General features: G+C 59.0%; 12 protein-coding genes. 8 read left to right on the top strand and 4 right to left on the bottom strand.

What is annotated here, in order from left to right; all coding sequences use genetic code 11:
• Window positions 1-780: 780 nt before the first annotated feature.
• A complete protein-coding gene (locus ADS46_RS17595) occupies window positions 781-2,046 on the bottom strand; it encodes a M20/M25/M40 family metallo-hydrolase (protein WP_066322319.1) in 1,266 nt (421 codons plus the stop codon).
• Window positions 2,047-2,218: 172 nt separating this feature from the next.
• Between ADS46_RS17595 and ADS46_RS17590 the strand changes: the two genes are divergently transcribed.
• Both ADS46_RS17590 and ADS46_RS17585 read left to right on the top strand, forming a co-directional pair.
• Window positions 2,219-3,445 (top strand): YbfB/YjiJ family MFS transporter, encoded by a 1,227-nt coding sequence (locus ADS46_RS17590; protein WP_066322318.1) that lies wholly within the window; start codon window positions 2,219-2,221, stop codon window positions 3,443-3,445.
• Between the two features lie 113 nt (window positions 3,446-3,558).
• Window positions 3,559-5,022, top strand: a complete 1,464-nt coding sequence (locus ADS46_RS17585) for a sodium-dependent transporter (protein ID WP_066322317.1) — start codon at window positions 3,559-3,561, stop codon at window positions 5,020-5,022.
• Window positions 5,023-5,028: 6 nt separating this feature from the next.
• On the opposite strand, the gene ADS46_RS17580 is transcribed toward ADS46_RS17585, so the two are convergent.
• Entirely contained in the window at window positions 5,029-6,342 is a 1,314-nt protein-coding gene (locus ADS46_RS17580) for a Y-family DNA polymerase (protein WP_066322314.1), read from the bottom strand.
• A 10-nt stretch (window positions 6,343-6,352) separates the two neighbouring features.
• Window positions 6,353-6,796: a LexA family protein gene (locus ADS46_RS17575; RefSeq protein WP_066322312.1), complete on the bottom strand. Its 444-nt coding sequence runs from the start codon at window positions 6,794-6,796 to the stop codon at window positions 6,353-6,355.
• 329 nt (window positions 6,797-7,125) lie between these two features.
• Here ADS46_RS17575 and ADS46_RS17565 point away from each other — a divergent pair, with 329 nt between their 5' ends.
• Together ADS46_RS17565 and ADS46_RS17560 are read left to right on the top strand one after the other, a co-directional pair.
• Window positions 7,126-8,037: an alpha/beta fold hydrolase gene (locus tag ADS46_RS17565; protein ID WP_066322307.1), complete on the top strand. Its 912-nt coding sequence runs from the start codon at window positions 7,126-7,128 to the stop codon at window positions 8,035-8,037.
• Window positions 8,034-9,077, top strand: a complete 1,044-nt coding sequence (locus tag ADS46_RS17560; RefSeq protein WP_066322304.1) for a patatin-like phospholipase family protein — start codon at window positions 8,034-8,036, stop codon at window positions 9,075-9,077. The genes ADS46_RS17565 and ADS46_RS17560 overlap by 4 nt, the downstream gene beginning before the upstream one ends.
• A gap of 5 nt (window positions 9,078-9,082) precedes the next feature.
• On the opposite strand, the gene ADS46_RS17555 is transcribed toward ADS46_RS17560, so the two are convergent.
• Entirely contained in the window at window positions 9,083-9,652 is a 570-nt protein-coding gene (locus ADS46_RS17555; protein WP_066322302.1) for a Smr/MutS family protein, read from the bottom strand.
• A 154-nt stretch (window positions 9,653-9,806) separates the two neighbouring features.
• Here ADS46_RS17555 and prmB point away from each other — a divergent pair, with 154 nt between their 5' ends.
• The 4 genes from prmB to ADS46_RS17535 all read left to right on the top strand — a co-directional run bounded on the left by prmB (window position 9,807) and on the right by ADS46_RS17535 (window position 12,952).
• Window positions 9,807-10,766 carry a 50S ribosomal protein L3 N(5)-glutamine methyltransferase gene (gene prmB, locus ADS46_RS17550; RefSeq protein ID WP_066322300.1) on the top strand — a complete coding sequence of 320 codons (960 nt, stop codon included), beginning with the start codon at window positions 9,807-9,809 and terminating at the stop codon, window positions 10,764-10,766.
• Window positions 10,767-10,779: 13 nt separating this feature from the next.
• Window positions 10,780-11,871 (top strand): chorismate synthase, encoded by a 1,092-nt coding sequence (gene aroC / locus ADS46_RS17545; protein ID WP_066322297.1) that lies wholly within the window; start codon window positions 10,780-10,782, stop codon window positions 11,869-11,871.
• Window positions 11,872-11,944: 73 nt separating this feature from the next.
• Entirely contained in the window at window positions 11,945-12,337 is a 393-nt protein-coding gene (locus ADS46_RS17540) for a hypothetical protein (protein ID WP_066322296.1), read from the top strand.
• Between the two features lie 183 nt (window positions 12,338-12,520).
• The gene (locus tag ADS46_RS17535) at window positions 12,521-12,952 is read left to right on the top strand and encodes a phasin family protein (RefSeq protein WP_066322295.1); all 432 of its coding nucleotides are present in this window, start codon (window positions 12,521-12,523) and stop codon (window positions 12,950-12,952) included.
• Window position 12,953: the final 1 nt, after the last annotated feature.

Here is a 12,953-nt window from a genome sequence, read left to right as displayed (position 1 = left end):
TGCTTCCTGATGATGTCGATAATATGTGTTATGTGTGAGAACCAGCCACGTAGTGTTTATCGACTCAGCCAGTAAAATCTTGACTACCAAAGTGGGTTGTCCAGTTAATAAATTTTATTGTTTATATGAAAAATATATTAATTTATTCTAATTTATAAGGCTTATAAAAAGCCAGAGACAGCAATAGAGCCGCCTCTGGCTGATAGCATCGTCTGATGGGGGCGCTAAAAAGCGTAGCGTCAACCGGCGCGAGCATGCGTTAGCGTGTCGAGCGCACTTCGCCGTATGCAGGCGCTGGTTTGGCAACTCAAACAGCGTAAGACGGCGCTTTGCTCACCAGTGCCTTCGAGGCGAAAGCGGGCCAGAAACGCTGAGGTGGGAGACTCGAAATTGCCGCAACGGCGGCAAATGATGTCAACACCGCGGACTTTGTAGTTGATGATGATAGGTTGCACGCTGACCTCCTACCCGTGGGTGTTGTTGGGTCACTCGTCACACAACCTGGTAGTGGCAAGTGGTGGACTATTAACCATAGGCCATGGTGGGGAGTTCGGTGAGCAAAAAAGTCATTTTTTTCGACTTTCATATCCTGGGTTAGATAAACCCTTGGTCTTGAAGTGCACTGTGGGCGCCTAGCGCAGAGGATGCGCATCAGGGAAGACCAAGCAGGATGCTTGATGGACTCAAGGACGCATGAACAGGACGTTCATGAAGAAGGATCAAGGAGGACCTGCTCAAACCCCAGCCCGCAATGGCTGGGGTTTTTTGCGAATGCCGTGATCAATCGGCTTTTTCAGCGTTTTCTTCGTCGTCGGGTTTGTCGCTACCCTGGTGGCCAAGGGGGCTTGCCTGGTCAAGGCGTGGATGGTTATCGAGGAATTCACGCTTCAGGTCAGGCAGTTTATCCAGCGCTTTCAAAGTGTGGGTCAACGCATGGATGGCGGCCAATACGTCTTGGGTATTGCCGGTTTCCGAAATCGTGTGCATGTTGCGAATCGGGAAACCAATTGACGTGGCGGCACTGTCCACCGACGCCAACACACCCGCCATCCCATCGGTGCCCGTGTCAACGCCGACCATGTCGCGCTGCATGGGGATGTCATTGGCTTTGGCCGCCTGGGCAATCACGCGGTTCAACTGTTCGCTGGCGACCGAGCCCACCGCCATGGTGAAGCCTTTGCCCATCTCCAACGGCTGCATGCGTTTATCGCCGATGCCGGGAGCGGCCACGTAGTCGTGGTTTACATCGACGCCAATCAGCGCATCAGGTTTCATTTCGCCCGCCATGACGCGGCTGCCGAAGCGGCCAATCTCTTCGTAGCTGGCAATCGCGAACAGTACGCGTACATTTTGGGTGCCGCCTGCCTCGGCGATCAGCTTGGCGACTTCAGCGGTCACAAAGCAGCCCAGGCCGTTATCCAGGTAGGCGCCATAGAAGGTGTTGGGGCTAAAGCCTTCGCGAATAGGGCGGTCAAAAATAATCGAGTCGCCGGGGCGCACGCCAAGATTGAGTACCTGCTGTTTCTTGTTTTCGCCGTGGATCTGCAAATCCAGATAGATTTGCTCTTTCTTCAGGCCTTTGCTGCCATCGCGCATGGCGGGGTCGGAAAAATGAATGGCGCCCAGGGCTTCCACCGTGCCGCCTTCAATGCAGCGGTAGCTGCCGGGGGCATCCGGGTCTTCGCTAAACAGCTTCACTTCATGGCCGACCAGTACGGTGGGCAAGAAGGAGTCGGTGTTGATCCAGATCTTGCCGTCTTCACCAATCGAGCGCACCTGCATGCGGATTTTATCCGCATGGCCGATGATCATGACCTTGAACATGTCATCCTGACCGGGATGGGTATCGAGCACGACGCCCGCATTGCCCTTGAACTGGTGCAGATGCCAGTCGCTCGGGGCAAAGCTTTCAAAATAGGGCTTTAACACGCCGTAGGTCATGGCGGCTTCCAGGCCCACGGGGCTTGGCGCCGCCAGGATATCGCGCATCAGCTTGAACTGCGCGTCGGGCATGGGTTGTGTCCAGGGTGTGGCGCTATCACTCATTAAGCTTTCTCCAGTTGAGGGATAATCAAGATGATCCAGTGTGACAGATTATGCCGCCATACGCGTCCTCGGTAGGCGACGTTTAGACGATGTCATGTTGGTGGGGTTCATCTTATGATGGCTTTAGTAAAGCCGCATATAAAAACCCAGCATTCACGACGAGGATGTCGATATGGCCACCGTTACCCTTCGCTCTCAGCGCTTCAAGGTGCTGCTGGCGGGTGTTTTCAGTCAGTTGCTGTGTATTGGGGTGGCGCGCTTTGCCTATACGCCGCTATTGCCCGTCATGCAGCAGCAGAGCTGGATTGGCGACGCCGATGGTGGTTGGCTGGCGGCACTCAATTACGCGGGCTATATGCTGGGCGCGGTGCTGGCGGCGTCGATTCGTCGTATTCATGTCAAAGATACGCTGTACCGTATTTGCCTGGTACTGGCCGTTCTCACCACGGCAGGCATGGCACTGACCGAGCATTTCTGGCTCTGGGCGGGGCTGCGTTTTTTGGCGGGGTTTTCGAGCAGCGGCGCGATGCTGCTGGCCTCGGGGCTGATTCTTCACTGGTTGATTCAGCACCGCCAGCGCGGTGAGTTGGGCATTCATTTTGCCGGGCTTGGCCTTGGCATTGTCCTTGCGGCCGTCGCCGTTGAGCTGATGTTGGCGTTGTCGCTGGACTGGCAGGCGCAATGGTGGGGATTCAGCCTGCTTGGCGTAGTGTTGCTCGTACCCGCCTGGCGCTGGCTGCCCAGGCCACTGCCTGCCGTGCCCGGTACCTCGGGGGATAACACCGCCGCCGCCAACCCACCCACCCGTACCTTTATGCGCTGGATGCTGGCCGCTTATTTCTGTGCGGGTTATGGCTATGTGATCAGCGCTACTTTCATCGTCACGATTGTGGAGCGCGAACCGCTGTTGGCCGGTGCCGGTAACTGGACCTTTGCGTTGGTGGGCCTGGCGGCGGCCCCTGCGGTCATCCTGTGGGATCTTGTAGCGCGTCGTATCGGCTATTTGGGTGCACTTATACTGGCCATGAGTCTGCAGGTTATCGGCATTGTCCTGCCCGCCATGACGACGAATCTGGCGGCAGTGCTGCTCAGCGCAGTGCTTTATGGCGGCACCTTTCTGGGGTGTGTCAGCCTGGTACTGACCATGGCGGGGCGGCTGTATCCCGCCAGCCCCGCACGCTTGATGGGGCAAATGACCCTGGCCTACGGCGCCGCGCAGATTATCGCGCCGGCGCTGACAGGCATGTTGGCGGAGGCTTCAGGCCACTATAACGTTGGTCTCTGGCTGGCCGGTGGCTTCGTGGCTCTGGGCGCCCTGTTGTTTGCCTGGTTGCGGCGTGTCGACCAAACTGCGCAGCGGCTGGACGCCGAGGCCAAAGCCGCCGTGTATGCCTCGTAGTGACGTCTTGAATGTCGCCATGATGTGTTGAATGGCCGCGCGCGTCAGGATTTTTTGCGCATTCGTTGCCAAATCCTCTAGGATAAGCGCTTTTTCCAACAGGGTGGTAGATCATGGCGTCTTCTGGGCAACCGCGCATCCAATGGTTAGGCCGCTGGGGCTTTATGCTGGCGGCGACGGGGTCGGCCGTTGGGTTAGGCAATATTTGGAAGTTTCCCTATATCACCGGGGAGTTTGGTGGGGGAGCCTTCGTGCTGGTCTATCTCGCCTGTATCCTGGCGGTGGGCGTGCCGGTCATGATGACCGAGATTGCCTTTGGGCGGCGCGGTCAGGGGAGCCCGGTCGATGCCATTCGCCGGGTGGTCAACGAGTCCGGCCGGTCTTCAGTATGGTCATTGATCGGCTGGATGGCGATGCTCTGCGGTTTCATGATTCTGTCGTTTTATGTCGTTGTGGCGGGCTGGTCGTTTTCCTATCTGTGGAAGATGCTGACCGGCGGCCTTTCGGGGAGCAGCGTTGACGATATGGCCGCAGTGTTTGGTGCCAATAACGCCAACCCCTGGAACCTGGGCTTCTGGAGTACCCTGGTCACGCTGCTGACCATGCTGATCGTCGGCAAAGGCGTGCAGGAGGGCATTGAAAAAAACGTCAGTTGGATGATGCCCGGGCTGGTGCTGATGCTGGCGCTGTTGATTGTGTTTGGCGTTTTTTCGGGCGGCTTTGGTCAGGCATTCAGTTTCCTGTTTTCTTTCAAGGCGGGCAGTCTTTCCAGTGAAGGCATGCTGGCCGCGCTGGGGCACGCGTTTTTCACCTTGTCACTGGCCTCCGGGGCCATCCTGACTTACGGCAGCTACCTGCCTAAAGGGACTTCCATCGGGCGCACCACGCTAAGCGTGGCGGTTGCCGATACCGTGGTGGCCTTGATGGCCGGACTGGCCATCTTTCCGGTGATTTTTGCCAACGGGATGGATCCCGCCGAAGGCCCAGGGCTTATCTTCATGAGCTTGCCGTTGGCGTTTCAAGCGATGCCGCTGGGGACGCTGTTTGGCATTCTGTTTTTCCTGATGTTATCGATGGCCGCACTGACCTCGGCGATTTCGATGGTCGAGGCGACGGTGTCCTGGCTATGTGATAACAAAGGTCTCTCGCGTAAAGCGGCCTCGTGGGGCACCGGCATCGTACTTTGGCTGATCAGTACCCTGGCGATGCTGTCGTTCAACCTGGGCGCCGACTGGACGCTGGCGGGTAAGAACTTCTTTGACTGGCTGGATTACCTGACCTCGCGCTTGATGATGCCGTTGGGCGGCCTGGGCATGGTCGTGCTGGCAGGCTTTGTGTTGAAGAGCGAGACGTTCCGCGATGAGCTGGGGCTTTCACCGCTGCCCTATGCGCTGTGGCTGACCATGGTGCGCTACGTCAGCCCGCTCGGTATCGTGGTGATTTTTATCAACGCGCTGGATATTTATCAGGTCTCCTTTGTCGCGCACTGGCCGTGGTTACTGGCGATTCTGGTCGCCATGGCGTGCTTGGGCGAAACGCTCAGCCCGCGGTTGCGTCATGTTCGGAGCCCCCGCTGAGCGCTGTTACGGCTGCGATTGTTGCCGTCTTGCCTTGGCGTCGGCAATCGCGCCTGGGTGAGTGCCGACTTCAAGTAACTCATCCCAGCGCGTGGTATAGCGATTCGAGCGATGAGCGCAGCGCAGTTGCCAAGGGGCTTCGTCATCGGTCATCCCGAAGCGGATCATGTCTTGCCCCATACGCTGGTTGATGGCGTCCACGGTGGCCATTAGCCGGGGATGGTGGCGGGCGGGGGCATCGAGTAGCGATAGCTGATGCTGTTGGGCGTCGACGAGATCCAGCAGCATCACGCCAGCTTTCATGAACCGATAGCCGGGGCGGTATATCTGCTCAAGGCCCTGGCGGACGGCGTCGAGGATCACGCGTGTATCGTCGCTGGGGGTGGGTAACGCGACCAGGGTGTGGGGAAAGTACTGTGGCTGGTCACGGCGGTGGCGGTTGGTTTTCAGGAACAGCATCACCGAGCGCGCCAGGCTGTGCTGCTCGCGAAGTTTTGTGGCACTACGCTGGGCATGGCGGCGGAGTGCCTCGTGCACCTGCGTTTTTACCCCGGTGGGCTGACCAAAAGAGCGCGACGTCATGATGCGCTGGCGCGGCTGATCCACCGCGTTCATTGTCAGGCAGGGGGTGCCACGCAGTTCCAGGGCGGTGCGCGCCAGCACCACGGAAAAGCGTTTGCGCAGCTGTTTCTTATCGCACTCGCGTAAATCCAGGGCGCTATGGATGCCGCTAATGGCAAGCCGTTCGGCAAGCCGCCTGCCCACGCCCCATACCTCACTGACCGGCGTTTGCTTCAGCAAGGCGGTGGTGCTGGCGTCGTTCCCGGCAAGCAGGCAAACGCCCTGGTAGTGCGGCTGCTTCTTGGCTGCATGGTTGGCGAGCTTGGCCAGGGTGTGGGTCGGTGCCAGCCCGATACATACCGGTAACCCAAGGCAACGATGAATGTCTCGGCGTAGGCGATCGCCCAGGGCCTGGCACTGGTGCTCGCTCATGCCCTCCAGGTAGACAAACATTTCATCGATGGAGTAGGGGGCGATGTCAGGGCAAGCGTCCCGCAGCAGTTGGGCGAGCCGTGCCGACATGTCGCCATACAGCTCATAGTTGGACGACAGCAGATGAATCTCGCCGCGCTGGCGGAGCCCCTCCAGTTTGAAGGCAGGGGTGCCCATGGGAATATCCATCGCTTTCATTTCCGCCGAGCGGGCGATTACGCAGCCGTCGTTGTTGGACATCACGCCGACGGCCTTGCCCTCCAGATGGGGCTGGAAAACACGTTCGCAGCTGACGTAAAAGTTGTTGGCGTCGACCAGTCCGATCATGGCGGTGACATCATCGCAGGTATTCGTGAATGACCGCCCGGACAACACCCCATACCTGACAGTCGTTGTCTTCCAGGGGCAGCGGCGGATAATGTGGGTGCGCTGAGCACAAGTGCGGCGTGCCGTGATAGAGCGCGTAGCGCTTGATCAGTAGTTCGTCGTCGAACATGGCGACCAGAATATGCCCCAGACGAGGGGAAAGGCTACGGTCAACCACCAGCAGGTCGCGATCGAAAATTCCCCAACCCTCCATGCTGTCACCGGTGGCGGTCAGGTAAAACGTGTGGGTGGGGTTCTTGATCAGGCGCACGTTGAGGTCCAGCGTGCGCGGCTCGTAATCCTGGGCGGGGGAAGGGAAGCCGCTAAACCCAGCGCGGCCGTGTAGCGGAGGAAAGGGCAGCGACTGATGCGTTAACGGCACGGCTGGCGCGATAGGCGATAACGGCTGCGTCATGGTCAGCCTCCTCACTGGCAAAATATGTATTTATATACAGTATTTGGCCATGGGGATAAAATTGCAAGAGCTGTTAGGAATATCCGTGAAGGCTTATCTTGCCAGCCAGAGGCCCACCACAATGGCGCTGGTCACAGCGATGAAAAAGACCCAGTTGCGCGTTCGGGTATCACGGTGGGGTTTCATAAAGGCCTCGCTAGCAGGAAAAGATGGACGTCGGTGAGTGTCAGTCATTTTGTACAGACAATGACGTTTGGCATGGTACCGTTTGTGCTTTATGCCGTCATCTTGCTGCCTAGGGCGGTTGGTTTGCTTAGGATAGATTAATAATGTCCCACCCCACTTCAAGGCGTTATCCGCACTCCCTTTCCCTCGCCCACGGTCGTCTGGCGGCGCTGAGCTGGGGGCGCGAGGAGGCGCCCACTTGGCTGGCACTCCACGGCTGGCTCGATAATGCGGCAAGCTTTTCCCGGTTAGCGCCATTGCTGGTGGAAGCGCTGGATATTCGTATTGTGGCCATCGATTTCCGTGGTCATGGCTATTCGGCACACGCCCCGACGGGGCAGGATTACGCGCTGTGGGATTATTGCCACGACGTACTGGATGCCATGGAAGACCTGGCCATTGAGCGAGCGGTGCTGCTCGCCCATTCCATGGGCGCCGCGGTGGCCTGTTTACTGGCGGCTGCCTTGCCGGAGCGCATTGAGCGAATGACGCTGCTGGATGGCTTGGGTGCGCTCAATACCCCCGCCAGTGACACGGCAAGCCAGCTGCGCAAGGGGTTAATGGCGCATAGACGGCCCACTTCCCGGGCACCGCGTTACCCTGATCTGGCCACCGCGGTGGCGGCCCGCGTGGCCGGTGGTGTTACCCCGTTAGATACCATCACGGCCACGCCGCTGGTGGAGCGCAATGCCGATGTGGCGGCTGACGGGCACGTACAGATGCGCACCGACAGCCGCTTGTTGAAGCCATCGCTGGTACGCTTTACGCCTTCCCAGGTGTTAGCGCTACTGGCCGACATCCAGGCACCGGTGCTATTGATAGAAGGTGAGGAGGGCATCTTAGGCGAGCGCGGCTGGGCGGGAAAAGCCCGCCAGGCGGTACCCCACTTAACACGCCATGTACTGGCAGGCGGTCATCACCTGCACCTTGAACCCCAGGGGGTGTCCCGCGTTGCCGAGGTAATTACGCAATCTATCCATGAAACGTCGGGATCAGTCGTAGGAAACGAGCAATGAACGAACCGAATCTGGCCGATGGCAGTGTATCGAACGGCAATAACGGTAATAAAGTGGCGCTGGTTCTGGGTAGCGGCGGTGCCCGGGGCTATGCGCACATCGGTGTGATTGAGGCATTGGAAGCCCGGGGTTACGAGATTATCTCGATTGCCGGGTGCTCCATGGGCGCGCTGATAGGCGGTATTTATGCGTCGGGTAAGCTTCCCGAATACCGTGAATGGGTGTGTAACCTGGACTATCTGGATGTGCTCAAGCTGGTCGATGTGACCTGGAGCCCGATGGGCGCCATGCGGGCCAGCAAGATCATGAGCAAGCTGGAAGGGCTGGTCGGCGATACATTGATGGAAGACCTGCCGATTCCGGTAACCACCGTGGCCACTGACCTGGTACGTCAGCGCGAGGTATGGTTTCAAAACGGCCCGCTGCTGCGCGCGATACGGGCATCGATCGCCGTGCCCGGCGTGATTACCCCTGTGCATCTGGGAGGGCAGGTACTGGTCGACGGTGGCCTGCTGAATCCGCTGCCCATGATGCCCATACTCGCCGCCCACGAGGCAGACTTTGTGGTGGCGGTCAACGTGACCGCCCACAGCCCGCAGCCGGTGTCTTTGGAGACCCTGCTTCCCAGTGACGAGAATAGCGATAGCCGCACCACCCGGGAGCGTGATCGCGATGCCAATATCGGTGGCTGGATGGACGAAGTGCGGGCTACCACGCGGCGACTATGGGGCGAGCTGGGCAGCCGTAACGAAGAGGGTGAGGTGGATGAGACGCTGGACCTTCGCGGCAAGCGGGAATGGGGCAAGCTGGATATGATCCTCGAATCGTTCGATATTACCCAGGCGGCGCTGGCGAAATATAAGATTGCCGGTTACCCGCCAGATATTCTCATCGAAGTTCCCAAAACGGTGTGCAGTACCTACGAGTTTCACCGTGCCAGGGATCTGATCCGCCTGGGCCGTCATCTGGCCGATGATGCCCTGGCACGGCGTATGCCCGACACCGCGTCGGATGCGCAAGAACCGGGTATGGCAGAATAAGGGGCCTACTGGCCGCGTTTGCGTAGCAGGATGTAGACCGCGCCGGTGCCGCCGTCGATCTCAATGGCAGAGCAGAACGCCAGGACGCCGGGCCACTCGCGCAGCCAGGCGTTGGTGTGGCTTTTCAGTACTGGAAAATCAGCCGTTGTGCCCCAGGCCTTACCGTGGACGACCAGCACGCAGCGAAGCCCTTGAGCAGTTGCATCCCGCAGAAAGCTCTCAAGTTCCAGCCGGGCTTCTTCAAGGGTGTAGCCATGCAAGTCGAGGCCGGCCTGCCAGGCCATCTGGCCACGTTTGAGTTGGCTGAAGGTACGCCAGGGCAAATCGGCGACGCTGAATTCCAGATACTCGGAAGGGCGCACCGCCTCGACCCGGCCATCAGAGGTGCGGCCGGTGGTGGCGAAGGTATTGCTTTCCACCGCCGCCTGCCGCCTGGCCTGCTGGGCATCATCGTTGCGCTTGGGTTTGCCGGGGTCGGCCTGGTTGGTGGCCATGCGACGCACGCCCGCGGCTTTCAGCGCTTGGCGGAAAGCACTGATATCGTCATCATCGGGCAGGTGGCGGCGTCGTGTCATGACAGGCTCAAATGGCAAATGGGCAAAACGGAGAACAGGCGCACAGTATAGCGAGATGCACGCTGCTGTGAACCGGGCAGCGTCAAAGGTACAATCTTTCTTTTGCCATGCCGTCTCCCCAAGAGATGGCCGCTTTTGTTGACCAGGAGCCGATGTGACCCAGCCTCTCAACGCCGAGACTTCGCCTTCCTCCCTCACCCTGCCGGATACGGCGCTGGTGAGCGAGCTTATAACCTTACGTGACTACCTGCGCTGGGTATCCAGCGAGTTCTATCTGGCGGGGCTCTATTACGGCCATGGCACCGAGTCGGCATGGGACGAAGCCGTTGCGCTGTGTCTGGGGGCGCTGCATTTGCCCTGGAATGTCGACCCAGGCGTACAGGATGCACGTCTGTTGCCGATGGAGCGCGAGCGCATTGTGACCCTGACCCGTGAGCGAATCACCACGCGTCGACCGCTGCCTTACCTGCTGGGAGAAGCTTTCTTTGCCGGTTATCCGTTTGACGTTGACGAACGCGTGCTGATTCCGCGCTCGCCGATGGCGGAATTGATAGAGGATGGCTTTGCCGCCTGGTTCCCCGAAGAGCCGCCCGAACGGGTGCTGGATTTGTGCACCGGCTCCGGCTGTATCGGCATTGCCACCGCGCTTTATTTGCCCACCTGCGAGGTGACGCTGGCCGATATCAGCCAGGAGGCGCTCGCCGTGGCGCGCCAGAACATCACCCGCCACGATGTCGGCGAGCGCGTACGCGCGGTGGAAGCCGATGTATTCAGCGGGCTGGAGGGCCAGCGTTTTGATGTCATTATTTCGAACCCGCCCTATGTCGACAAGCGTGACCTGGCCACCATGCCCGCCGAATTTCGCCACGAGCCTGCCCTTGCCCTCGGCGCAGGCAGCGACGGCCTGGATATCGTGCGGCGCATTCTGCGCGAAGCACGCGCACACCTGACCGATGAAGGGTGGCTGATTGTCGAGGTGGGTAACTCAGACCGCCATGTGGAGGCTGCCTTTCCCGAGGTGGCGTTCATGTGGCTTGAATTCGAGCGTGGCGGCCAGGGCGTCTTTGCCCTGAGCGCCGCTGAACTCGACGCCCATGCGGCGTCTTTTGCGTGAGGAGCTAAGGCTCATGTCCGGCAATACATTTGGCAAACTATTTACCGTCACCACCTTCGGGGAAAGCCACGGCCCGGCGCTAGGCGCGATCGTCGATGGCTGCCCGCCGGGGCTGCCGCTATCCGAGGCGGATTTACAGCACGACCTGGACCGCCGCCGCCCCGGCAGCTCGCGGTATACCACCCAGCGCCAGGAAGCGGACCAGGTGAAAATCCTGTCGGGGGTTTTCGAAGGCAAAACGACCGGGACCTCGATAGGTTTGCTCATCGAGAACACCGATCAACGCTCGAAAGATTATTCAAAAATCAAGGATCAGTTCCGCCCCGCCCACGCGGACTACACCTATCACCACAAGTATGGTCACCGTGATTATCGTGGCGGAGGTCGTTCAAGCGCGCGGGAAACCGCGGTACGCGTCGCTGCGGGCGCCATCGCCAAGCAGTACCTGGCGGCTCAGGGCGTGCAGGTGCGTGGCTACATGAGCCAGCTCGGCCCGATCAAGATCGATTTCCACTCCTGGGATGCCGTCGGGCAGAACGCGTTTTTCTGCCCCGATCCCGCCAAAGTGCCCGAGCTTGAAGACTACATGGATCAGCTGCGCCGTGATCAGGATTCCGTCGGCGCGGAGATCACCGTGGTGGCCGAGGGTGTGCCGGTCGGGCTGGGTGAGCCGGTATTTGATCGCCTGGATGCTGATCTGGCGCATGGTTTGATGAGTATCAATGCGGTAAAAGGGATTGAGATTGGTGCCGGGTTTGGCTGCGTTGATCAACGGGGCAGTGAGCATCGCGACGAGATGACGCCGGAGGGCTTTTTGTCCAACCACGCCGGTGGGGTGCTGGGGGGAATTTCCAGCGGCCAGCCCATTGTGGCGCGCCTGGCGCTTAAGCCGACGTCAAGCATCACCACGCCGGGGCGCTCGATCGACGTCAACGGCAACGCCGTCGAGGTAGTGACCAAAGGTCGTCACGACCCTTGCGTGGGTATTCGCGCAACGCCCATCGCGGAAGCGATGATGGCGATCACGCTGATGGACCACTGGCTACGGCAGCGAGGGCAAAACGGTGAGGTAAGCGTTGATACGCCGCGGCTAACCCAACGCTAGCGGCAAGGTGTCCTTCGTATATCGCTGCTACACTTAAATAAAACAAGATTGGTTAATAAAGCAGGAGCCGCCGATGAAGATTAACGTTGAGTTCGATCTCACCCCCGATGAGTTTCGCCAGGCGTTGGGGTTGCCCGATGTTGAAGCGTTCCAGCAACATTTGCTTGATAACATTCAGCGGCAAATGGAGTCCGGGGTTGAAGGGTATGATCCCATGAGTCTGATGCGGCCCTTCCTGCAGCAGCCCATGATGCAGCAGGGCCTTTCTCAGGGGTTGTCCAACTTCGGCACCTATCAGCAGATGATGCTGGATATGTTGAAGCAGGCAGGGAACGCCAGTACCAGTAGCGGCGCCCCCGAAGAGGACAAAACTCAAAAAGGTAGCACGACAAGTACCAAGAGCACCGATGCCAACGCCAAGGCAACGGCATCTTCCCGTTCACGGGCAAAACGGAAAGCGGAGTGAACGGAAAGCAGCGTGATCTGTGAGGGTAATGTCGCCAGGGCACGACCAAAGCGGTAGAAGCCGTTTTCGTCTAGGTAGTTGCAACACACCCTGTCAAGGATTACTCTTTTTGCAGTGCAGCAATTTGCGTTTGTGTGAGTCACTCTCGGCTCATGCCAAGGAACGAAAAGAGGAGTAGACACCATGCAAGATAAAATGATGGACGCCTTCAACGCCCAAACCCGCCAGATGTTTGAGCCGATGCGCAAGATCAACTCGCTGATGCTCAACAACATGGAAAAGATGACCCAATATCAGCTGGAGGCGATGAAGCGCTACAGCCAGATGGGCACCGAACGCCTGCGTAACGCCACCGACATTCAGGATGCTGAAAGCCTGCGCGATTTCGGCACGCAGCAAGCAGCCATGATGAACGAGCTGTCGCAGCAAATGCAGGAAGACGCTCGCGTGATGAGCGAGATGAGCCTTGAATTCAAGGCAGAAATGGAAAAACTGTTTGGTGAAGCAGGCAAGCAAATGGCCGACCAGGCCAGCGCCGCGGCCAAAGGTGAGCAGCCCACCGCCAAGGGTGAGCAGCCCGCGAAAGCGAGCAGCCAATCATCGCGTAAAAGCTGAT

This window comes from Halomonas sp. G11 (assembly GCF_001663515.1).
In the GTDB taxonomy this organism is placed as follows: Bacteria; Pseudomonadota; Gammaproteobacteria; order Pseudomonadales; family Halomonadaceae; genus Vreelandella.
Note: the sequence above shows the minus strand (reverse complement) of the source record. Positions and strands in the feature narration are given on the sequence as shown.

Excerpts from the sequence above, each read along its gene's own strand:
- ADS46_RS17580 (WP_066322314.1), bottom strand. The coding sequence starts at position 6,342 with ATGATCGGACTGGTCGACGCCAACAACTTTTACGTCAGCTGCGAACGT.
- ADS46_RS17590 (WP_066322318.1), top strand. The coding sequence starts at position 2,219 with ATGGCCACCGTTACCCTTCGCTCTCAGCGCTTCAAGGTGCTGCTGGCG.
- ADS46_RS17535 (WP_066322295.1), top strand. The coding sequence starts at position 12,521 with ATGCAAGATAAAATGATGGACGCCTTCAACGCCCAAACCCGCCAGATG.
- ADS46_RS17540 (WP_066322296.1), top strand. The coding sequence starts at position 11,945 with ATGAAGATTAACGTTGAGTTCGATCTCACCCCCGATGAGTTTCGCCAG.
- ADS46_RS17565 (WP_066322307.1), top strand. The coding sequence starts at position 7,126 with ATGTCCCACCCCACTTCAAGGCGTTATCCGCACTCCCTTTCCCTCGCC.
- ADS46_RS17575 (WP_066322312.1), bottom strand. The coding sequence starts at position 6,796 with ATGACGCAGCCGTTATCGCCTATCGCGCCAGCCGTGCCGTTAACGCAT.
- ADS46_RS17555 (WP_066322302.1), bottom strand. The coding sequence starts at position 9,652 with ATGACACGACGCCGCCACCTGCCCGATGATGACGATATCAGTGCTTTC.
- ADS46_RS17585 (WP_066322317.1), top strand. The coding sequence starts at position 3,559 with ATGGCGTCTTCTGGGCAACCGCGCATCCAATGGTTAGGCCGCTGGGGC.
- ADS46_RS17595 (WP_066322319.1), bottom strand. The coding sequence starts at position 2,046 with ATGAGTGATAGCGCCACACCCTGGACACAACCCATGCCCGACGCGCAG.
- ADS46_RS17560 (WP_066322304.1), top strand. The coding sequence starts at position 8,034 with ATGAACGAACCGAATCTGGCCGATGGCAGTGTATCGAACGGCAATAAC.
- aroC (WP_066322297.1), top strand. The coding sequence starts at position 10,780 with ATGTCCGGCAATACATTTGGCAAACTATTTACCGTCACCACCTTCGGG.